Raw genomic sequence first — 21,133 nt, forward strand, 5'->3', positions numbered from 1 at the left:
GAGATGGCTCGTACCTTTAAGATCTTATCGCCGACGGCAATCCTCGGCTATGGCTTCCCGGAAGAGAGCTTTCTTAAAGCCATGGCGGAGTCCCCGGATCTGATTGCCGTTGACGCCGGTTCATCCGATCCCGGCCCCCACTATCTGGGGGCAGGCAAACCTTTTACCGACCGGGCCGGGGTGAAACGCGATCTGCGCTATATGATCGTCGCCGGCGTGAAGAACAACATACCGGTGGTGATCGGCACCGCTGGAGGATCCGGCGCCGCGCCGCATCTGGAGTGGTGTCGGCAGATTATCCATGAGATTGCGCAGGAAGAAAAACTGTCGTTCTCCATGGCACTGATCCCGTCTGATGTTGATAAAGCCATCATTCATCAGGCGCTGGATAACGGCAAAATCACCGCCCTGGACTTTGTGCCTGAACTGACCCACGAGGCCATTGAAGAGTGTACCTATATCGTCGCCCAGATGGGGATCGAACCCTTTCAGCGGGCGCTCGCCGCCGGCGCCCAGGTGGTGCTTGGCGGCCGGGCGTACGATCCGGCCTGCTTCGCGGCGCTGCCGATTATGCAGGGCTTTGATGAGGGGCTCGCCCTGCACTGCGGCAAGATCCTCGAATGCGCGGCCATTGCCGCCACGCCGGGCTCCGGTTCCGACTGCGCCATGGGGATTATCGACGACAGCGGCTTTACGCTGAAAGCGTTTAATCCAAAGCGTAAGTTTACCGAAACCTCTGCGGCGGCGCATACGCTGTACGAGAAGTCCGATCCGTATTTCCTGCCCGGTCCGGGCGGCGTGCTTAACCTGAAAGGATGCACCTTCAAAGCCGTCAACGAAGGCGAGGTTTACGTCAGCGGTTCTCGTCATGAAGCGACGCCGTACGCGCTGAAGCTGGAAGGCGCGCGGCGGGTCGGCTTCCGCTGCCTGACCATTGCCGGAACGCGCGATCCGATCATGATTGCCGGAATCGATAATATTCTTGAAGAGGTACAGACCAGCGTCGCACGCAACCTCTCCCTGAACGATGACAGCATCCGCATGACCTTCCATCTGTATGGAAAGAACGGCGTGATGGGCAATCACGAACCGATGAAAACCGCCGGGCACGAACTGGGCATCCTGCTTGATGTCGTTGCGCCAACCCAGGATATCGCCAACAGCGTCTGTTCGCTGGTGCGCTCTACCCTGCTGCACTACGGCTATGAAAACCGCATTGCCACCGCGGGCAACCTCGCCTTCCCGTTCTCACCTTCCGATATTCAGAGCGGTCCGGTGTATGAGTTCTCAATCTATCACCTGATCGAAGCCAGCGACGCGCTGCGCTTTGACTTCCATATCGAACAGGTGACGCCAGAAGGAGTTCAGGCATGAAACAATCCCTATGCTCACTGGCGCAGGTGATCCGCTCCAAAAACGCCGGACCGTATGAACTGGTTTTAGATATTTTATTTAAAACCCGGGAAGATTATCAGCGGGTCAAACGTTCTGAGCAATTAACCCCGCAGCTTATTGCCGGCTTATATAACGTAAAGCCTGATTTTATTCATCGCATTATCTGGTTCGATCCGGCCAACGCGGTAAAAATCGTCATGCCGCGGGATATTATTTCCGGCAACGTCGGAGACAATGATGTTTATGGTGCTCAGCAGCATGCGCCGTTATTAAGTATTGAGTTCGACCTGTAATTTCTAAAATACAACAACATCCATTAGGGTACAGGATTTCGCTGTATCACTGTATTCCAGACAATTTATGCGGTTGGTCACCACAGGGGTACGTCTGCGCTGCTGCCTGGCGCAGGCGTACGCCGCCCTACACCACTTCACGACTAACCCTGTTCCGATGGAGTAAATATGAAAAAAATAAGTTTAACCAAAATGATCATATTAGGCCTGATACTCGGCATGATTGCCGGGGTGATCATTAATAATATGGCATCAGCAGATACAGCAAAATCCTATGCGCAGGATATTTCCATTTTTACCACTATATTTTTACGCCTGGTAAAAATGATTATCGCCCCGCTGGTAATATCAACGCTGGTGGTCGGCATCGCCAAAATGGGCGATGCGAAAACGCTCGGGCGCATATTCTCTAAAACCTTTTTCCTGTTTATTTGCGCCTCGCTGCTGTCGATTGCGCTGGGTCTGGTGATCGTCAATCTGTTCCAGCCAGGCGCGGGCATCAACTTTGTCCCCCACGATGCCGGAGCCGTGGCCGCCGTACAGTCCGAGCCCTTCACCCTGAAAGTGTTTATCTCGCACGCGGTACCCACCAGCATCGTTGATGCGATGGCGCGCAACGAAATTCTACAAATCGTGGTGTTCTCTATTTTCCTCGGCTGCAGCCTGGCGGCGATCGGCGAAAAAGCCGAGCCCATCGTGAAGGTGCTCGATTCGCTGGTCCACGTGATGCTGAAGCTCACAGGGTACGTCATGCTGTTCGCGCCGCTGACCGTTTTCGCCGCCATCTCCGGGCTGATTGCCGAGCGCGGTCTGGGCGTGATGGTCAGCGCCGGGATCTTTATGGGTGAGTTCTACCTGACGCTGGGCATGCTGTGGGCAATCCTGATTGGCCTGTCGACGGTGATTGTCGGCCCTTGCATTGGCCGCCTGACCAAAGCGATCTTCGAGCCCGCGCTGCTGGCTTTCACCACATCCAGCTCAGAAGCCGCCTTCCCTGGCACCCTCGATAAGCTGGAAAAATTCGGCGTCTCTTCCAAAATCGCCAGCTTCGTTCTGCCCATCGGTTACTCCTTTAACCTGGTCGGCTCCATGGCCTACTGCTCGTTCGCCACGGTGTTTATCGCTCAGGCCTGTAACGTCCACCTCAGCATGGGCGAGCAGATCACCATGCTGCTGATCCTGATGCTGACCTCCAAAGGGATGGCGGGCGTGCCGCGCGCCTCAATGGTGGTTATCGCCGCGACGCTGAACCAGTTCAACATTCCAGAAGCGGGCCTGATCCTGCTGATGGGCGTCGACCCGTTCCTCGATATGGGTCGCTCCGCCACCAACGTGATGAGTAACGCCATGGGCGCCGCCATCGTTGGCCGTTGGGAAGGCGAGCATTACGGAGAAGGCTGCCGCGGCACCGCCCCGGTCAAAAAACCGGAGCAGGAGCGCCCTGCCAGCGAAACGTCCGAAGTGGCGATGTCCTGACAGCAAATGGCTATGAGCCCCAGGCCGGATACGTCCGGCCCGGTTCCCTCCAATCATCCCAACGGGACACACCATGAACGTGAAATTTCTTGGCACCTGCATCTTAACCGCCAGCTTACTGTTTAGCGCCGCCGCGCAGGCGCAAAGCGCGCCGGACTACGCCAGCATCATCGAGCAGGCACATCAGAAATATAAGAGTAATCACGACGGTAAAGTCGCCGACTATATCCCTGCCCTGGCGAGCTATAGCCCGAATAATTTCGCCATTACGCTCGCGACGGTCGAAGGCAAAATTTACCAGACCGGCGACGTGACAAAAGCCTTTCCGATGGAATCCTTAAGTAAAGTTTTCACCCTGGCGCTGGCGATGGAGCAGCGCGGGCCGCAGGAGGTGCTGGATAAACTCGGCGCGAACGCGACCGGCCTGCCCTTCAATTCCGGCTTAGCCGTGGAGCTCACGCAAGGCGCGCCGGAGAACCCGTTAGTCAACGCCGGCGCCATGAGCACCGTGAGCCTGATTGCGGCGAAAGACAAAACCGACCGCTGGAACAACATTCTCAACAACCTCAACGCCTGGGCCGACAGCTCCCTGAGCGTTAACGAGCCGGTATTTCAATCCGAAATGGAGACCAATCAGCATAACCAGGCGCTGGCGATGCTGATGAATTCATACCGCAGCTTCTATGGCGACCCTCAGGAAGCCGTCGAAATCTACACCCGTCAGTGTTCGGTGGATATCACCGTTGAGCAGCTCGCCAAAATGGGGGCCGTACTCGCCAACAATGGCAAATCACCGTTCAACGGCAAGCAGCTGCTCACCGCCAGCTACGTCCCGCAGGTGCTGGCGGAAATGGCGATCGCCGGGCTGTACGACGGCAGCGGCAAATGGCTGTACACCGTCGGTATCCCGGCAAAATCCGGCGTTGGCGGCGGAATGGTCGCCGTCGTTCCCGGGCAATACGCTATCGCCGTCTACTCCCCTCCGCTGGATGCAGCCGGCAATAGCGTCCGCGCCCAGCAGACCATCGAGTACGTCGCGAATGCGACGCGGGCCAATCTCTTTTTAGCGAAATAGTGAGAAGTAAAATGTCGAAACCCTTTGTCTGGCAGGAACTTTTTGTTCAGAGCAACGATAATACCGAATATGAACTGCTAACGAATCAACATGTTAAGGTGACAGAGTTAGATGGAGAAGAGGTCATCAAGGTTGCGCCGGAAGCGTTAACATTGCTGGCTCAGCAGGCATTTTATGAGGCGTCGTTTTTCCTGCGCGCCGGGCACTTAAAGCAGATCGCCGGCATCCTGCACGACCCGCAGGCCAGCGGCAACGATAAATACGTTGCGCTACAGCTGCTGCGCAACGCCGAAGTCTCGGCAAAAGGCGTGCTGCCAAACTGCCAGGATACCGGGACCGCCACCATCGTCGCGAGCAAAGGCCAGAACGTCTGGACCGGCGGCAACGACGCGGAAGCTCTGAGTCAGGGCATCTACACCACCTTTCAGGAAAACAATTTACGCTATTCGCAAAATGCCCCCCTTGATATGTATACCGAGGTCAACACTGAGACCAACCTGCCCGCGCAGATTGATATCAGCGCGGTGCCGGGCAGCGAGTACCGCTTCCTTTTCGTCAATAAAGGCGGCGGCTCGGCGAACAAAGCCGCGCTATTTCAGGAAACAAAATCTATTCTGCAGCCGGAAAAACTCACCGCCTTCCTGATTGAAAAAATGAAGGCGCTGGGCACCGCCGCCTGCCCGCCGTACCACATCGCCTTTGTCGTGGGGGGCCTGTCGGCGGACCAGGCGTTGAAGGTGGCGAAGCTGGCTTCGACAAAATATTACGACAATCTGCCCACCAGCGGAAACGAACTGGGCCAGGCGTTTCGCGATACGTCGCTGGAAGCGGCGCTGCTCAAAGCCAGCCGCGAGTTCGGCATCGGCGCACAGTTTGGCGGCAAATACTTCGCCCACGACATTCGCGTGATTCGCCTGCCGCGGCACGGCGGCTCCTGCCCTATCGCAATGGCGCTTTCCTGCTCCGCCGACCGAAACATCAAAGCCAAAATCAACAAACACGGCATCTGGCTGGAGAAGCTGGAACATAACCCGGGCAAGTTTATCCCTGATTCTCAGCGCATAGAAAACGGGGCGCAGACCGTCCAGCTCGATCTGAACCGGCCGCTGCGCGACATCCTCCACGACCTGTCAGCCCTGCCCGTGGGCACCCGACTGTCGCTGAGCGGTCCGATTGTCGTCGCCCGCGACATCGCCCATGCCCAAATCAAAGCGCGTCTGGATAACGGCGAACCGATGCCGGAGTATATGCGCAAGCATATTGTCTACTACGCCGGCCCGGCGAAAACGCCGAATAATCTGGCCTGCGGCTCGCTGGGCCCCACCACCGGCGGACGCATGGATGGGTATGTTGACGCTTTCCAGGCGGCGGGCGGCAGTCTGATCATGCTTTCCAAAGGCAACCGCAGCCAGCAGGTGACCGAGGCCTGCCATAAACACGGCGGCTTTAATCTCGGCAGCATCGGCGGCGCGGCGGCCCTGCTGGCGCAGCAGTATGTGAAAAGTTTGCGCTGCCTGGAGTATCCGGAGCTGGGCATGGAAGCGGTATGGATGATGGAAGTCGAAAATCTGCCCGCGTTTGTGCTGGTTGACGACAAAGGCAACAACTTCTTTAGCCAGTTCGAGCAGCAGCACCGCTGCGCCACCTGTCCGGCAGGACACTAAGGAGCATTTATGCACGCGCGAGGCAATCCCGACCGCCATCGTCAGCGCCAGCAGAAGCTGAAAATGCAGGTTGCTACCCGCGTGGCGGCGGCAACGGAGCAAAAAGGCATTCTGATCGTCTTCACCGGCAACGGCAAAGGTAAATCCACCGCCGCCTTCGGTACGGCAACGCGCGCCGTCGGCCACGGTAAGCGCGTCGGTGTTGCCCAGTTCATTAAAGGTCAGTGGGATAATGGAGAGTACAACACGCTGCATCCGCTCGGCGTTGAGTTTCACATTATGGGCACCGGCTTTACCTGGGAAACGCAAAACCGGGAGGCAGATATCGAGGCGGCGTCGGCCGTATGGCAGGAGAGCAAGCGCATGCTGGCCGACCCGAGCTACGATCTGGTGGTGCTGGATGAACTTACCTATATGCTGGCGTATCACTATCTGGATACTCAGGAAGTGATCGCGGCGATAGAGAATCGTCCGCCGCGGCAGAACGTGATTGTCACCGGCCGCGGCTGCCACGCCCGGCTGCTGGAGCTTGCCGATACGGTTAGTGAGCTGCGTCCGGTGAAGCACGCCTTTGACAGCGGTATTCAGGCGCAGGTGGGAATCGACTGGTAGTTTTACCCGGCTCGCGCTGCGCTTAGCCGGGCTACGGGTTCACAGCGTTCTGCGGGCCAGTAGCCCGGACAGATGCGCAGAATCGCCTCCGGGAAACTCAGACACTCTGCGCTATGCTCCCGGGGGCCGCGCTCGATGCGCCTTGCCCGGGCTACAGGTTCACAGCGTTCTGCGGGCCGGTAGCCCGGACAGATGCGCAGCATCGCCTCCGGGAAACTCAGCCACTCTGCGCTATGCTCCCGGGGGCGGCGCTCGACGCGCCTTGCCCGGGCTACGGGTTCACAGCGTTCTGCGGGCCGGTAGCCCGGACAGATGCGCAGCATCGCCTCCGGGAAATTCAGCCACTCTGCGCTATGCTCCCGGGGGCGGCGCTTGATGCGCCTTGCCCGGGCTACGGGTTCACAGCGTTCTGCGGGCCGGTAGCCCGGACAGATGCGCAGCATCGCCTCCGGGAAATGATGCCGCTCTGCGCCCGGCACCGCCGTCTGCGGCGCTGACAACGCGCCGTCAGGCTGCCGAGACCACCGATTTTTGCAGCAGCCACTCGCGGAATACCTGTAAATGTCGGGATTCCGCTTTATCCTCCTGCCACGTCATAATGAAGCGGTTGCCGGTGCGAATCGGCACATCGCAGGGGATCACCATCTCACCGCTATCCAGGTCATGCTGAATGGCAAAACGCGGCAGCAGCGCCACCCCCAGGTTCGAACGCACCGCCGCAATCAGCATTGAGAGCAGGTCAAAACGCGGACCGATGTTGATCTGCGGGCTGGTGATATTCGACAGCGCAAACCACTCCTGCCAGCCGTGAATTCGCGTGCTTTGATGCAGCAGCGGAAACTCGCCCAGCAGCTCCTCGACCGCCAGCTTCTGCCCGGGTTCGGACAGCAGCCCGCAGCCGCACACCGGCAGAATTTCCTCTTCGAACAGATACTCAACCTCCGCCCACGGCGAGCAAAAATCCTCGCGCATAATGGCGGCATCGTACTCGCGGCTAAGAAAATCGCCAATATTAGCCAGCGAATGAATATTAACGATAATGCCCGGATGTAATTTATTAAACTCGCGCAGGTTGGGGATCAGCCAGTGGGTGCTAAAGGTAGGATTGACGGCCAGCTCAAGCACCTGCACCGTCGGTTGCCATGTCATAATGGAGTTGGTATCACGTTCCAGTTTGTTAAGCGTTTCCTTAACGATAGTCAAATAATGCTTGCCAGCCGCATTTAAAAAAATCCTTTTTTTAGCATGATTAAATAATGACGTATGGAGGAAATCCTCCAGCGCCGTGACCTGTCGGAACACGGCGCTTTGTGTTAAAGCCAACTCTTCCGCTGCTCGAGTATAACTTTCGTGGCGAGCCACAACCTCAAAGGTCACCAGTAATTCAGTTTTGGGGATTTTTCCTCTCATAACGTCTTCCATTTACGGCGTGCAAAAAATTGTTTAATAGATAAAAAAAGCGCGCAAGGACATCAGATTAGCCCCGGGTGTTATATTTTATTTTACCTTCAGATGTCATTGATCTATTCCATGATTAATGCACACTGTTATTGATCAAATAATAACCAATAATACCCAGGCACTACAATAAACACAATTTAAACAATGTGATTGCCATGCAAATAACAACAATAAGTTGTCAATATTTTTTCACATTAACTTGTTTATTTGCGAAGTCAGTCGATGAGACGGTGAAATTTAATTGCCCGCTGGTGAGCATAAATGAAAATTTTTCCGCGATCGGCCACACATTATGAGCGCTCCAGGAAAAATCTGTATTAACGATAAAACGGCGGCTAATCGACTTACCGTGAAGCGGCTGCCAGACGCCGATCGCGGAACGACTGCGGGCTGGTGCGATGAGCGGCGCGAAACACCCGACAAAAGTAGCTGGTTTGCGCAAACTGAAGCTTACGCGCTACGCTGTCTACCGAATATGACGGATCGCCAAGCAGTTCTCCGGCACGCTGCATTTTGCGCTGATTAACCCAGACTTTAAAATTCACCCCCTGGCGTTTTTTAAAAAAACGACTAAAATAATTTGCGCTTAAACAAACGTGAGCGGCGACGGTCTCTAAAGACAGCTCACCATATAAATTTTCATCAATATAGCGTAATGCCGACAGCAGTTTTATTTCATGCGACGATTTTTGTGAATAATAAAACTCTCTCTTATGCCGCAACGGTTTCTCGTCCACTTGCCTGTTTTCTGCAATCGCAGACATATTATTAACGATAAAATGCAGTAATCTTATCGCCGCCGCCCGATGCTGGTTGTCGGTAGCGTTATGATGGTCGCAAATAATATAACCGGATAATGTATTGTCCTGAATCAGCGGTAAGGCAAAGAAATTTAACCCACCATAGCCAGCAGGTAATCGATTGTCATTCGCCTCAATCACCGTGGTCTCCAGCCCGGTAGCCCGCGAAAAAAGCGCTGCCAGCGAGCTAAAGCCCTCCCATTGTTCATGCCTTTTCTTTCGCACCACATTATTCCCCACCGCCTTTTGCAAGCACTTAATATGCAAAATAGCGCGGATAAAAAGGATGATGCCGGACGCAAAAAATAATCTCATTTGCGCAGATGAATATGATTAAACGGCATGAAATCGCGGGCGAAAACGGCGTAACGCCTGATGGCGCAGTGGCAGGCAAAAAAAGGCCATCATCAGATGGCCAACCATGTCGAAATTGGACCAGCCCTTAACCATGCAGAACGTCAGGGCTGTTTTTTTACTTATTACTTAATTACGGTTTTCAGCGCTTCGCCGATATCGGCCAGGCTGCGAACGGTCTTCACGCCAGCGGCTTCCAGCGCGGCGAATTTCTCATCCGCCGTCCCTTTACCACCGGCAATGATGGCGCCCGCGTGACCCATACGTTTGCCTTTCGGCGCGGTCACGCCGGCGATGTAGCCGACAACCGGTTTGGTTACGTGATCTTTGATGTAAGCGGCCGCTTCTTCTTCCGCGCTACCGCCGATCTCACCGATCATGACGATCGCTTCGGTCTGCGGATCTTCCTGGAACAGCTTCAGGATATCGATGAAGTTAGAGCCCGGGATCGGGTCGCCGCCGATGCCCACGCAGGTGGACTGGCCGAAGCCGTAATCAGTGGTCTGCTTAACCGCTTCATAGGTCAGGGTACCGGAACGGGAAACGATGCCCACTTTACCCGGCTGGTGAATGTGGCCCGGCATGATGCCGATTTTGCATTCGCCAGGGGTGATCACGCCCGGGCAGTTTGGCCCGATCATGCGCACGCCCGCTTCATCCAGCTTCACCTTCACGGTCAGCATATCCAGCGTCGGGATGCCTTCGGTGATGGTGATAATCAGCTTAATGCCTGCATCGATAGCTTCCAGGATGGAGTCTTTGCAGAACGGCGCCGGAACGTAGATAACGGATGCGGTTGCGCCGGTCGCTTCTACCGCTTCGCGCACGGTGTTGAACACCGGCAGGCCCAGATGGGTGGTGCCGCCTTTGCCCGGCGTTACGCCGCCAACCATTTGCGTACCGTAAGCGATGGCTTGTTCAGAGTGGAATGTACCCTGGCTACCGGTGAAGCCCTGGCAGATAACCTTGGTATCTTTATTAATTAAAACGGACATTATTTCCCCTCCACTGCGGCAACAACCTGCTGAGCTGCATCCGTCAGACTTTTCGCTGCAATAATATTCAGGCCGCTGTCAGCCAGTTTCTTCGCGCCCAGTTCGGCGTTGTTACCTTCCAGACGAACCACTACCGGGACGTTAACGCCTACTTCGGCTACCGCGCCGATGATGCCGTCGGCAATCAGGTCGCAGCGTACGATACCGCCGAAGATGTTAACCAGAACCGCTTTTACGTTGTCGTCAGAGAGGATGATTTTAAACGCTTCGGTGACGCGCTCTTTGGTTGCGCCGCCGCCAACGTCGAGGAAGTTAGCCGGTTCGCCGCCGTGCAGCTTAACGATGTCCATGGTGCCCATGGCCAGGCCCGCGCCGTTCACCATGCAGCCGATGTTGCCGTCCAGCGCGACGTAGTTCAGCTCCCACTGCGCCGCCTGAGCTTCGCGCGGGTCTTCCTGCGACTGGTCGCGCATTTCGCGCAGATCCGGCTGGCGGAACAGCGCGTTGCCATCAGCGCCCAGTTTACCGTCGAGACAGATCAGGTCGCCCTGCTTAGTGATCACCAGCGGGTTGATTTCGATCAGCGCCAGGTCGCGCTCAAGGAAAATGGTCGCCAGGCCCATAAAGATTTTGGTGAACTGCTGAACCTGTTTACCTTCCAGACCCAGTTTGAACGCCAGTTCGCGGCCCTGGTAAGGCATCGGACCCGCCAGCGGATCGATGGCGATTTTGTGGATCAGGTGCGGAGTCTCTTCCGCCACTTTTTCGATTTCCACGCCGCCTTCGGTAGAGGCCATAAAGACCACGCGACGGGAGCTACGGTCAACAACCGCGCCCAGGTACAGCTCTTTATCAATATCGGTCGCCGCTTCAACCAGAATCTGGTTAACCGGCTGGCCGTTCGCATCTGTTTGATAGGTGACGAGGCGTTTGCCCAGCCAGTGTTCAGCAAATGCGCGAATGTCTTCTTTGCTCTTAACTACTTTCACACCGCCCGCTTTGCCGCGGCCACCAGCGTGAACCTGACATTTCACTACCCACGGACCCGCGCCGATTTTTGAAGCGGCTTCTTCTGCTTCACGCGGAGTAGTACAGGCATAACCCACCGGCGCCGGTAAGCCATAGCGGGCAAAGAGTTGTTTTGCCTGATATTCATGTAAGTTCATGTGTTCAGTCCATCCTTCAGGGAATAATTATAAACCTGTAGGCCTGATAACGGCGCTCGCGCGCTTTACCCGGCCTACGGTAGGTCATACTCTTGCTGACTACACGTCCAGCAGCAGACGAGTCGGGTCTTCCAGCAGCTCTTTAATCGCAACCAGGTAGCCAACCGACTCACGTCCGTCGATCAGACGATGGTCGTAGGAGAGCGCCAGGTACATCATCGGCAGAATTTCCACCTTACCATTCACCGCCATCGGACGATCTTTAATGGCATGCATGCCCAGAATCGCGCTCTGCGGCGGGTTGATGATCGGTGTAGACATCAGAGAACCGAATACGCCGCCGTTGGTAATGGTGAAGTTACCGCCGGTCAGGTCGTCTACGGTCAGCTTGCCGTCGCGGCCTTTTACTGCCAGCTCTTTAATTTTCTTCTCGATATCCGCCATGCCCAGCAGATCGACGTCGCGCAGAACCGGGGTGACCAGGCCGCGAGGCGTGGAGACCGCCATGCTGACGTCGAAATAGTTGTGGTACACCACGTCGTCGCCATCGATAGAGGCGTTCACTTCCGGATAGCGTTTCAGCGCTTCCACGACCGCCTTCACGTAGAAGGACATGAAGCCCAGGCGGATACCGTGACGTTTTTCAAACGCGTCACCGTACTGCTTACGCAGATCCATAATCGGCTTCATGTTGACTTCGTTGAAGGTCGTCAGCATGGCGGTGGAGTTTTTCGCTTCCAGCAGACGCTCGGCAACGCGTTTGCGCAGACGGGTCATCGGCACGCGTTTTTCCGAGCGGTTGCCCAGCTGCGCCGCCGGAGCAGCAGCAGCGGGTGCAGCCGCCGGCGCTTCAGCTTTAGCCGGCGCGCTCGCCAGATGCTTCTCCACGTCTTCACGGGTCAGGCGGCCGCCAACGCCGGTGCCTTTAATGGCCGCCGCGTCGAGGCTGTGTTCCGCCAGAAGACGGCGAATCGCCGGGCTCAGCGCATCGTTGTTTTGTTCTTCCAGAGAAGCCTGCTGGCGCTGGGCCGGCGTCGACTCTTTGGCATCGGCTTTCGCACCGGACTCTTTGCCCGCGCTGTTGCCTTCACGCAGGCGGCCCAGGATCTGACGAGAGAGCACGGTAGCGCCTTCGTCTTCAATCACCGCGTCCAGAATGCCATCCGCTGAAGCCGGTACTTCCAGTACCACTTTGTCAGTTTCGATTTCTACCAGCACTTCGTCACGAACAACCGCATCGCCCGGTTTTTTATGCCAGGTGGCAACCGTTGCGTCAGCTACGGACTCAGGCAGGTCGGGAACCAGAATATCTACGCTACTCATTATGTATCCTTTAATTAATCGACGTTCAGCGCGTCATTGACCAGATCTTGTTGCTGTTTCTGGTGAACGGACAGGTATCCTACCGCCGGAGAGGCGGAGGCCGGGCGGCCTGCATAACGCAGAGAGGCCCCAAACGGAATCACTTCACGGAAGTGATGCTGGCTGCAGTACCACGCGCCCTGGTTGAGCGGTTCTTCCTGACACCAGACAAAATCATGCACGTGCGCATACGGTTTCAGCGCTTCCTGTACCGCCTGGTGCGGGAACGGGTAGAGCTGCTCTATGCGAACGATAGCGACATCTTTTTGCTCTTTCTTGCGGCGCTGTTCCAGCAGGTCGTAATAAACCTTACCAGAGCACAGCACAACACGCTTCACGGCTTTCGGGTCGAGATCGTCGATTTCACCGATTGCCGGCTGGAAGGTGCCGTTAGCCAGTTCGTCCATGCTCGATACCGCCAGCGGGTGACGCAGCAGCGATTTCGGCGACATCACGATCAGCGGGCGACGCATACCGCGCAGCGCCTGACGACGCAGCATATGGTAAACCTGCGCCGGCGTGGACGGTACGCAAACCTGCATGTTCTGCTCGGCGCAGAGCTGCAGATAGCGTTCCAGACGCGCGGAGGAGTGCTCCGGCCCCTGGCCTTCGTAGCCGTGCGGCAGCAGCATCACCAGACCGCACATGCGGCCCCACTTCTGCTCGCCGGAGCTGATGAACTGGTCGATAACCACCTGCGCGCCGTTGGCGAAGTCGCCGAACTGCGCTTCCCAGATGGTCAGAGTACGAGGCTCTGCGGTGGCATAGCCGTATTCAAACGCCAGGACCGCTTCTTCCGACAGCACGGAGTCCCAGACTTTAAAATGGCCCTGACCGTTGTGGACGTGCTGCAGCGGCGTATAGGTTGAACCATTTTTCTGGTTATGGATCACCGCGTGGCGGTGGAAGAAGGTCCCGCGCCCGGAGTCTTCGCCGGACAGACGCACCGAAATACCTTCATCGACCAGCGTGGCGTAGGCAAGGTTTTCCGCGCCGCCCCAGTCGAACAGCTTCTCGCCGGCGGCCATTGCCTGACGATCGCCATAGATTTTCGCGACGCGCGACTGCATCTCAACGGCTTCCGGCACCGTACTGATGCGTTTCGCCAGCTCCTGCAGACGCTTAGGTTCAACTTTGTCCGGATAGCTCTCATCCCACTCGTGGTTGAGGTACGGGGACCAGGTAAAGGAGTGCATGTTCATCGGACGCCACTCCTGCACCACGCATTCGCCGGCATCCAGCGCGTCGCGGTAGAGGTTAACCTGCTCGGTAGCGTCTTCCAGCGTCGCGACCTTATCGGCTTCCAGCTTGTCAGCGTAGATTTTGCGCGGGGTCGGATGCTTTTTGATTTTCTGGTACATCAGCGGCTGGGTTGCGCTCGGCTCGTCGGCTTCGTTGTGGCCGTGACGGCGGTAGCACACCAGGTCAATGAAGACATCGCGTTTGAAGGTATTACGGAAATCCAGCGCCAGGCGGGTCACGAAAGCGACCGCTTCCGGGTCATCGGCGTTGACGTGGAAAATCGGCGACTGCACCATCTTACCGATGTCGGTGCAGTACGGGGTAGAACGCGCATCCAGCGGGTTAGACGTGGTGAATCCCACCTGGTTGTTAATCACGATGCGTACGGTACCGCCCACTTCGTAACCGCGAGCTTTGGACATGTTCAGGGTTTCCTGAACCACGCCCTGGCCGGTGACCGCGGCGTCGCCGTGAATGGTGATCGGCAGAACTTTGTTGCTGCTCGGTTCGTCGAGACGATCGAGGCGAGCGCGTACGGAGCCGATAACCACCGGGCTGACGATTTCCAGGTGCGACGGGTTAAACGCCAGCGCCAGGTGCACCAGGCCGCCTTCGGTTTCCATGTCGGACGAGAAGCCCATGTGGTACTTCACGTCACCGGTACCGAGGTGTTCTTTATGTTTACCGGCAAATTCGTCGAACAGGTCCTGCGGTTTTTTACCCAGCACGTTGACCAGTACGTTCAGACGACCGCGGTGCGCCATGCCCAGCACCACTTCGCGGGTGCCGCTCTTACCCGCGTGGCGGATAATCTCTTTGAGCATCGGGATCAGCGCATCCCCGCCTTCCAGCGAGAAGCGTTTTGCGCCCGGGAATTTCGCCCCGAGGTAGCGTTCGAGTCCTTCCGCCGCGGTCAGCTCGCTCAGGAAGCGTTTTTTCTCTTCGGCGCTAAAGCTCGCTTTGCCTGCTACCGACTCGATACGCTGCTGGATCCAGCGTTTTTCTTCGGTAGAAGTAATGTGCATATATTCCGCGCCGATGGAGCCGCAATAGGTTTGCTTCAGGGCAGAGATCAGATCGCCCAGCTTCATCGTGTCTTTACCGATGGCAAAAGAACCTACGTTATAGATCTCCTGGAAATCGGCCTCGGTCAGATCGTGGTAAGCCGGATCGAGATCCGCCACTCTCTCTTGCTGCCACAGTCCCAGCGGATCGAGATTCGCATGCTGGTGACCACGGAAGCGGTATGCGTTGATGAGCTGCAGGACTTTAACCTGCTTCACATTGGTGTCAGGGTCGGAAATCGAAGAAGTGTAACGCGAGGCATCCTTCGCCAGGCGGCGGAAATAATCACGCGTTTTGGAATGAAATTGATCCGGTTTGACTCCGGTGCCAGGTAACTGCTGGAACATAGAACGCCAGTTGGCGTCAACAGAGTCAGGATCGGTTAAGAAGTCTTCATAGAGCTGTTCTATCCAGCTCTGGTTCGAACCAGAGAGGTAAGAAGAGTCCAGCCAGGCTTTCATTGCGCCGTTCTGCATCGTGATCCCTTAAGCATTTATATGCTTATTTCGCCGTAGAAACTACCACGCACAGAAGTTGTACGTGCCGGGGTTCACTTGTTGCGGATGAGTTGTGGTTTCGTCCGCTAAGGAACCTTTAAAAACTGCCATTAATCTTCGGCGTTCAGGCTGCGGTTGCGTTAGCTGCCTTCACTTACCCCGGTCACATAGTTCACTATGCTCCCGGAGATGCGTTCAGTTGCCGCCTTACCTCGCTCTGAACGCCTTGATTACTGGTACATATTTGGCGGTTTTTAAAGATTTCCTGCTATCCCCTTCATACTTCAAGTTACATGTGCGTTGGCTTTCCTCACTCACCCCAGTCACTTACTTGAGTAAGCTCCTGAGGATTCGCTGCGTCGCCGCCGTCCTGTAACTCGAATTATTTAGGGTATTCATTTCCCGGCGGCACGAACGCTGCCGGGGCTACTGCTTTTGGTAGCCCGGATAAGCTCTAGCGCCATCCGGGGCAGACCGGGTTACTTACGCACTGCGCTGCAGCAGCATCGACTTAATATGGCCGATGGCGCGCGTCGGGTTCAGCCCCTTAGGGCACACACTGACGCAGTTCATAATGCTGTGACAGCGGAATACGCTGAAAGCATCGCTCAGCCCTTCAAGGCGTTCGCTGGTTTCGGTATCGCGACTGTCGATCAGGAAGCGATACGCGGCCAGCAGGCCGGCCGGGCCGATAAACTTGTCCGGGTTCCACCAGAACGACGGGCAAGACGTTGAACAACATGCGCAGAGAATACACTCATACAAACCATCGAGTTTCTCACGCTGCTCTGGCGACTGCAGATGCTCGCGAGCCGGAGGATTTTGCCCATTATTCAACAAGTAAGGCTTAATCTTCTCATATTGTGCATAGAATTGCCCCATGTCTACCACCAAATCACGGATAACCGGTAATCCTGGCAGCGGACGGATAACAATTTTCTTACCCGGCTGATTCAGCGCGGAGATCGGCGTGATGCACGCCAGACCATTTTTCCCGTTCATGTTCAGACCGTCGGAGCCACAAACCCCTTCACGGCAGGAGCGGCGGAACGACAGCGACGGGTCTTTCTCTTTCAGCTGGATTAACGCGTCCAGCAGCATCATGTCGCGACCCTCTTCCGCTTCCAGGGTGTAATCCTGCATGCGCGGAGCATCGTCTACGTCCGGGTTATAACGATAAACTGAAAACTCGAGTTTCATATTCCTGTCTCCGCATTAATAAGTACGAATCTTCGGCGGGAATGCCGGACGCAGCTTCGGTTCCATATTGACGCTACGACGCGTCATGGATTCCGACTCTGGCAGATACAGGGAATGGCACAGCCAGTTTTCATCATCACGATCCGGGAAGTCGAAGCGGCTATGCGCGCCGCGGCTTTCGGTACGGTAGTTCGCAGACATCGCGGTGGCGTAAGCGGTTTCCATCAGGTTATCCAGCTCCAGGCACTCAACGCGCTGGGTGTTGAACTCGCTGGAAGTATCATCCAGGCGGGCGTTTTTCAGACGCTCGCGGATGGCTTTCAGCTGCTCAAGGCCCTTCGCCATTGCATCCCCTTCGCGGAAGACCGAGAAGTTATGCTGCATACACTCTTGCAGCGCTTTGCGGATTTCGACCGGGTCTTCACCATTCCGGTTGCCGTTCCAGCGGTTCAAACGTTCCAGAGAAGCGTCGATCTCTTCATCCGTCGCGTCGCGCAGTACGCCCTGCTCGGCGATAGACTCTTGCAGGTGCAGACCCACCGCGCGGCCAAAGACCACCAGGTCAAGCAGCGAGTTGCCGCCCAGACGGTTCGCGCCGTGTACCGATACGCAGGCGATTTCGCCTACCGCGAACAGTCCCGGAATAACCACATCTTCGCCCTGCTCGTTGACGGTCAGCGCCTGTCCGCTCACTTTGGTCGGAATACCGCCCATCATATAGTGGCAGGTTGGGATAACCGGAATCGGCTCTTTTACCGGGTCGACGTGGGCAAAGGTGCGGGAGAGCTCCAGGATACCCGGCAGGCGGGATTCCAGCACTTCTTTACCGAGGTGATCGAGCTTCAGCTTGGCGTGCGGGCCCCACGGACCATCGCAGCCGCGACCTTCACGGATTTCGATCATGATGGAACGCGCCACCACGTCGCGACCCGCCAGGTCTTTCGCATTCGGGGCATAACGTTCCATGAAACGTTCGCCGTGTTTGTTCAGCAGGTAGCCGCCTTCACCGCGGCAGCCTTCTGTCACCAGAACGCCCGCCCCGGCGATACCGGTCGGGTGGAACTGCCACATTTCCATATCCTGCACCGGCACGCCGGCGCGGATCGCCATACCCACGCCGTCGCCGGTATTGATATGGGCATTGGTGGTGGACTGGTAGATACGACCGGCGCCGCCGGTAGCCAGCACGGTGGCGCGAGCCTTGAAGTAAACCACTTCACCGGTTTCGATACACAGGGCGGTACAACCGACCACCGCGCCATCGGCGTTTTTCACCAGATCCAGCGCGTACCACTCGGAGAAAATAGTGGTGTGATTTTTCAGGTTCTGTTGATAGAGAGTGTGCAGCAGCGCGTGACCGGTACGGTCAGCCGCCGCAGCGGTACGTGCCGCCTGCTCGCCGCCGAAGTTTTTCGACTGGCCGCCGAACGGACGCTGATAAATCGTGCCATTTTCGAGACGCGAGAACGGCAGACCCATATGATCCAGCTCCAGAATCGCTTCCGGGCCGGTTTTACACATGTATTCGATGGCGTCCTGATCGCCAATGTAGTCCGACCCCTTAACGGTGTCGTACATATGCCATTCCCAGTTATCTTCATGGGTATTACCGAGCGCGACGGTGATACCACCCTGCGCGGAAACGGTATGGGAACGGGTCGGAAAAACTTTAGAGAGCAGCGCACAGGTCTGGCCGCTCTGGGAAATCTGCAGCGCCGCGCGCATACCTGCGCCGCCGGCACCAATGACAACAGCATCAAATTCTCTGACAGGCAATTTCATTACACACCCCACACCACAACAAATCCATAAAGAACGTAAGCCACCAGCGCAACAACGATCAGCAGTTGCAGAATTAAGCGCACGGCCAGTGGTTTAACGTAGTCCGTTAATACCTGCCACATCCCGATCCAGGCGTGGATCAGAATGGAAACGAGAGCCAGCAGGGTGAAGACTTTAGTGAACGCGGAGGAGAAAAAGCCCGTCCAGACTTCCCATGAAATTTCACCGGTGGTGGCAAAGAAGCCAACCATATAGATGATGTAGAGGGTCAGAACGATAGCGGTAGCACGGACCAGAATAAAGTCATGTACGCCGTTGCGTCCTAGTGCTGAGGCGTTGCTTACCATACGAGGACTCCTGCGAGAAGTGAAAGCACGACAGTAATAACAAAAGAAATTTTGGCGGAGCGTGTCCCTACTTCGAGGGTTTCTTCAAGGTAGCCAAAATCCATCAGCAGGTGGCGAATACCGACCACCGCGTGATACGCCAGCGCGGTCAGAATGCCCCACATGATGAACTTCACAAAGAAGCTATCCATAATGGATGCCGCAGTGAGAAAACCTTCGGGAGAGGAAAGGCTGGTGCCCAGCAGCCAAAGCAGAATCCCGATCGCCACGAAGGTGATCACTCCGGATACGCGATGGAGAATGGACGCTATCGCCGTGATTGGGAACCGGATCGTTTGCAGATCCAGATTGACAGGTCTTTGTTTTTTCACATTTCTTACCATGAATAACGCCCACATGCTGTTCTTATTGTTTCCTTCCTCCGGTCTGCTTGCGGGTCAGACAGCGTCCTTATCTATAACTAAAAGTCATGTTAAAACGCCTTTCCAGGAGTTAAAGCGTGACAAAATAACGCTGGGTGGCTCGGGATTGCAGGGTGTTCCGGAGACCTGGCGGCAGTATAGGCCGTTCACAAAATCATTACAATTAACCTACATATAGTTTGTCGGGTTTTCTCCCGAACAGTGATCCATGTCACGATAACAACATATTTTTAATTTTTAATCATCTGATTTGACAAATATTAAACATTATTGTTACAACCATTACCAGATAAATGCAATAATACGCAAAAGTTATGGGGTCACTCTTTTACCTGAGAATAAGTTATGCAACAGTGAGAGAGTATTGACCGATGTAATCAGGACAGTTATTAGTGGTATATAGTTTTATAATATTCGGGCTGCTAAAACGCTGATTTGCTGTTGTTTCGTCGTAGGCTGAAGACGTACCATCAAGCGCCCTTGCTCTGTACCCTGCCCTTTTCGCGACGCAGAGCGATGTGCAACATAACAAACTGGTAATGTCATCTGCTACGGGCTGAATGCAAATCCACCACCCGGCAGCCTTAAGCAATAAAGGCGCTAAGGAGACCATAAATGTCTGATGCTAAAGCAAAAATCACCCTGGGTGGTGATACTGCTATCGAACTGGATGTGCTAAAGGGCACGCTCGGTCAGGATGTTATTGATATTCGTAGTCTTGGTTCAAAAGGCGTGTTTACTTTTGACCCTGGTTTTACCTCCACCGCATCCTGCGAATCTAAAATCACCTTTATCGACGGTGATGAAGGTATCCTGCTGCACCGCGGTTTCCCGATCGATCAGTTAGCAACCGACTCCAACTATCTGGAAGTATGCTACATCCTGCTGAACGGTGAGAAGCCGACCCAGGCCCAGTACGACGAATTCAAAACCATCGTTACCCGCCACACCATGATTCACGAACAGATTACCCGTCTGTTCCACGCGTTCCGCCGCGATTCTCACCCGATGGCCGTCATGTGCGGTATCACCGGTGCGCTGGCCGCGTTCTATCACGATTCGCTGGATGTGAATAACCCACGCCACCGCGATATCGCCGCATTCCGCCTGCTCTCCAAAATGCCGACGATGGCGGCAATGTGTTACAAGTACTCTATCGGCCAGCCTTTCGTTTATCCGCGCAACGACCTCTCATACGCGGGTAACTTCCTGAATATGATGTTCTCCACGCCGTGTGAAAAATATGAAGTGAATCCGATTCTGGAACGCGCCATGGACCGTATCCTGATCCTGCACGCCGACCACGAACAGAACGCTTCAACGTCCACCGTACGTACCGCCGGCTCTTCCGGCGCGAACCCGTTTGCCTGCATCGCTGCGGGTATTGCCTCCCTGTGGGGACCGGCACACGGCGGCGCCAACGAAGCGGCGCTGAAGATGCTCGAAGAGATCAGCTCCGTTGAACACATTCCGGAATTCGTCCGTCGCGCGAAAGACAAAAACGACTCTTTCCGCCTGATGGGCTTTGGCCACCGCGTGTACAAAAATTACGACCCGCGCGCCACCGTTATGCGTGAGACCTGCCACGAAGTGCTGAAAGAGCTCGGTACCAAAGACGATCTGCTGGAAGTGGCCATGGAGCTTGAGCACATCGCGCTCAACGACCCGTACTTCATCGAGAAGAAACTCTACCCGAACGTCGATTTCTACTCCGGTATCATCCTCAAAGCGATGGGCATTCCGTCTTCTATGTTTACCGTTATCTTCGCGATGGCGCGTACCGTGGGCTGGATTGCGCACTGGAACGAAATGCACAGCGACGGCATGAAAATCGCCCGTCCGCGCCAGCTGTATACCGGCTACGAAAAGCGCGATTTCAAAAACGATATCGCCCGTTAAGAGGGCTATCGCAGCGACAAAAAACG

At 55.7% G+C, this 21,133-nt stretch carries 18 protein-coding genes and 1 pseudogene; 8 read left to right on the forward strand and 11 right to left on the reverse strand.

Annotated features, from left to right (window positions below):
* Nucleotides 1-3: 3 nt before the first annotated feature.
* The 6 genes and pseudogenes from JLG71_RS19700 to cobO all read left to right on the forward strand — a co-directional run bounded on the left by JLG71_RS19700 (nt 4) and on the right by cobO (nt 6,515).
* A complete protein-coding gene (locus JLG71_RS19700) occupies nt 4-1,374 on the forward strand; it encodes an acyclic terpene utilization AtuA family protein (RefSeq protein ID WP_109241424.1) in 1,371 nt (456 codons plus the stop codon).
* Complete coding sequence (locus JLG71_RS19705) at nt 1,371-1,688, forward strand: DUF4387 domain-containing protein (RefSeq protein WP_025108137.1); 318 nt, start codon at nt 1,371-1,373, stop codon at nt 1,686-1,688. Before JLG71_RS19700 ends, JLG71_RS19705 begins: the two co-directional genes overlap by 4 nt.
* Before the next feature lie 168 nt (nt 1,689-1,856).
* Nucleotides 1,857-3,180: pseudogene (locus JLG71_RS19710) on the forward strand (dicarboxylate/amino acid:cation symporter).
* A gap of 57 nt (nt 3,181-3,237) precedes the next feature.
* Nucleotides 3,238-4,239, forward strand: coding sequence for a glutaminase A (glsA, locus tag JLG71_RS19715; RefSeq protein WP_014228450.1), 1,002 nt, complete (start codon nt 3,238-3,240; stop codon nt 4,237-4,239).
* An 11-nt stretch (nt 4,240-4,250) separates the two neighbouring features.
* Complete coding sequence (locus tag JLG71_RS19720) at nt 4,251-5,903, forward strand: class I fumarate hydratase (protein WP_025108138.1); 1,653 nt, start codon at nt 4,251-4,253, stop codon at nt 5,901-5,903.
* 9 nt (nt 5,904-5,912) lie between these two features.
* Nucleotides 5,913-6,515: a cob(I)yrinic acid a,c-diamide adenosyltransferase gene (gene cobO / locus JLG71_RS19725; RefSeq protein ID WP_200913767.1), complete on the forward strand. Its 603-nt coding sequence runs from the start codon at nt 5,913-5,915 to the stop codon at nt 6,513-6,515.
* A 2-nt stretch (nt 6,516-6,517) separates the two neighbouring features.
* Here cobO and JLG71_RS19730 read toward each other — a convergent pair whose 3' ends face one another.
* The 11 genes from JLG71_RS19730 to sdhC form a co-directional block, all read right to left on the reverse strand.
* Complete coding sequence (locus tag JLG71_RS19730) at nt 6,518-7,015, reverse strand: hypothetical protein (RefSeq protein WP_200913768.1); 498 nt, start codon at nt 7,013-7,015, stop codon at nt 6,518-6,520.
* Nucleotides 7,016-7,022: 7 nt separating this feature from the next.
* Nucleotides 7,023-7,925, reverse strand: a complete 903-nt coding sequence (locus tag JLG71_RS19735; protein WP_004848928.1) for a LysR family transcriptional regulator — start codon at nt 7,923-7,925, stop codon at nt 7,023-7,025.
* 395 nt (nt 7,926-8,320) lie between these two features.
* Nucleotides 8,321-9,091 (reverse strand): helix-turn-helix transcriptional regulator, encoded by a 771-nt coding sequence (locus JLG71_RS19740; protein ID WP_064379176.1) that lies wholly within the window; start codon nt 9,089-9,091, stop codon nt 8,321-8,323.
* A gap of 164 nt (nt 9,092-9,255) precedes the next feature.
* The gene (sucD, locus tag JLG71_RS19745) at nt 9,256-10,125 is read right to left on the reverse strand and encodes a succinate--CoA ligase subunit alpha (RefSeq protein ID WP_004100288.1); all 870 of its coding nucleotides are present in this window, start codon (nt 10,123-10,125) and stop codon (nt 9,256-9,258) included.
* On the reverse strand, nt 10,125-11,291 hold the full coding sequence (sucC, locus tag JLG71_RS19750; RefSeq protein WP_004848923.1) for an ADP-forming succinate--CoA ligase subunit beta: 1,167 nt from the start codon (nt 11,289-11,291) through the stop codon (nt 10,125-10,127). Before sucC ends, sucD begins: the two co-directional genes overlap by 1 nt.
* A gap of 99 nt (nt 11,292-11,390) precedes the next feature.
* Complete coding sequence (gene odhB / locus JLG71_RS19755) at nt 11,391-12,614, reverse strand: 2-oxoglutarate dehydrogenase complex dihydrolipoyllysine-residue succinyltransferase (RefSeq protein WP_004848921.1); 1,224 nt, start codon at nt 12,612-12,614, stop codon at nt 11,391-11,393.
* A gap of 14 nt (nt 12,615-12,628) precedes the next feature.
* The gene (gene sucA / locus JLG71_RS19760; protein WP_004130528.1) at nt 12,629-15,436 is read right to left on the reverse strand and encodes a 2-oxoglutarate dehydrogenase E1 component; all 2,808 of its coding nucleotides are present in this window, start codon (nt 15,434-15,436) and stop codon (nt 12,629-12,631) included.
* A gap of 504 nt (nt 15,437-15,940) precedes the next feature.
* Nucleotides 15,941-16,657 (reverse strand): succinate dehydrogenase iron-sulfur subunit SdhB, encoded by a 717-nt coding sequence (gene sdhB, locus JLG71_RS19765; protein WP_004130526.1) that lies wholly within the window; start codon nt 16,655-16,657, stop codon nt 15,941-15,943.
* 15 nt (nt 16,658-16,672) lie between these two features.
* Nucleotides 16,673-18,439: a succinate dehydrogenase flavoprotein subunit gene (gene sdhA, locus JLG71_RS19770; RefSeq protein WP_025106368.1), complete on the reverse strand. Its 1,767-nt coding sequence runs from the start codon at nt 18,437-18,439 to the stop codon at nt 16,673-16,675.
* A complete protein-coding gene (gene sdhD / locus JLG71_RS19775; protein WP_004100278.1) occupies nt 18,439-18,786 on the reverse strand; it encodes a succinate dehydrogenase membrane anchor subunit in 348 nt (115 codons plus the stop codon). Before sdhD ends, sdhA begins: the two co-directional genes overlap by 1 nt.
* Nucleotides 18,780-19,184, reverse strand: a complete 405-nt coding sequence (gene sdhC, locus JLG71_RS19780; RefSeq protein WP_014837839.1) for a succinate dehydrogenase cytochrome b556 subunit — start codon at nt 19,182-19,184, stop codon at nt 18,780-18,782. Before sdhC ends, sdhD begins: the two co-directional genes overlap by 7 nt.
* Before the next feature lie 274 nt (nt 19,185-19,458).
* Between sdhC and JLG71_RS28695 the strand changes: the two genes are divergently transcribed.
* On the forward strand, nt 19,459-19,611 hold the full coding sequence (locus tag JLG71_RS28695) for a hypothetical protein (RefSeq protein ID WP_418268728.1): 153 nt from the start codon (nt 19,459-19,461) through the stop codon (nt 19,609-19,611).
* Nucleotides 19,612-19,823: 212 nt separating this feature from the next.
* Nucleotides 19,824-21,107: a citrate synthase gene (gene gltA / locus JLG71_RS19785; protein ID WP_004100276.1), complete on the forward strand. Its 1,284-nt coding sequence runs from the start codon at nt 19,824-19,826 to the stop codon at nt 21,105-21,107.
* Nucleotides 21,108-21,133 lie beyond the last annotated feature (26 nt).

The sequence above is a fragment of the Klebsiella michiganensis genome (assembly GCF_015139575.1).
Lineage (GTDB): Bacteria > Pseudomonadota > Gammaproteobacteria > Enterobacterales > Enterobacteriaceae > Klebsiella > Klebsiella michiganensis.

What these genes read in the sequence shown, in the direction of transcription:
- sdhB (WP_004130526.1), bottom strand. Translation starts at nt 16,657, where the DNA reads ATGAAACTCGAGTTTTCAGTTTATCGTTATAACCCGGACGTAGACGAT.
- gltA (WP_004100276.1), top strand. Translation starts at nt 19,824, where the DNA reads ATGTCTGATGCTAAAGCAAAAATCACCCTGGGTGGTGATACTGCTATC.
- JLG71_RS19735 (WP_004848928.1), bottom strand. Translation starts at nt 7,925, where the DNA reads ATGAGAGGAAAAATCCCCAAAACTGAATTACTGGTGACCTTTGAGGTT.
- glsA (WP_014228450.1), top strand. Translation starts at nt 3,238, where the DNA reads ATGAACGTGAAATTTCTTGGCACCTGCATCTTAACCGCCAGCTTACTG.
- sucA (WP_004130528.1), bottom strand. Translation starts at nt 15,436, where the DNA reads ATGCAGAACGGCGCAATGAAAGCCTGGCTGGACTCTTCTTACCTCTCT.
- sdhD (WP_004100278.1), bottom strand. Translation starts at nt 18,786, where the DNA reads ATGGTAAGCAACGCCTCAGCACTAGGACGCAACGGCGTACATGACTTT.
- JLG71_RS19720 (WP_025108138.1), top strand. Translation starts at nt 4,251, where the DNA reads ATGTCGAAACCCTTTGTCTGGCAGGAACTTTTTGTTCAGAGCAACGAT.
- JLG71_RS19705 (WP_025108137.1), top strand. Translation starts at nt 1,371, where the DNA reads ATGAAACAATCCCTATGCTCACTGGCGCAGGTGATCCGCTCCAAAAAC.
- sdhA (WP_025106368.1), bottom strand. Translation starts at nt 18,439, where the DNA reads ATGAAATTGCCTGTCAGAGAATTTGATGCTGTTGTCATTGGTGCCGGC.
- sdhC (WP_014837839.1), bottom strand. Translation starts at nt 19,184, where the DNA reads ATGTGGGCGTTATTCATGGTAAGAAATGTGAAAAAACAAAGACCTGTC.
- cobO (WP_200913767.1), top strand. Translation starts at nt 5,913, where the DNA reads ATGCACGCGCGAGGCAATCCCGACCGCCATCGTCAGCGCCAGCAGAAG.
- sucD (WP_004100288.1), bottom strand. Translation starts at nt 10,125, where the DNA reads ATGTCCGTTTTAATTAATAAAGATACCAAGGTTATCTGCCAGGGCTTC.
- JLG71_RS19700 (WP_109241424.1), top strand. Translation starts at nt 4, where the DNA reads ATGGCTCGTACCTTTAAGATCTTATCGCCGACGGCAATCCTCGGCTAT.
- JLG71_RS19740 (WP_064379176.1), bottom strand. Translation starts at nt 9,091, where the DNA reads ATGAGATTATTTTTTGCGTCCGGCATCATCCTTTTTATCCGCGCTATT.
- odhB (WP_004848921.1), bottom strand. Translation starts at nt 12,614, where the DNA reads ATGAGTAGCGTAGATATTCTGGTTCCCGACCTGCCTGAGTCCGTAGCT.
- sucC (WP_004848923.1), bottom strand. Translation starts at nt 11,291, where the DNA reads ATGAACTTACATGAATATCAGGCAAAACAACTCTTTGCCCGCTATGGC.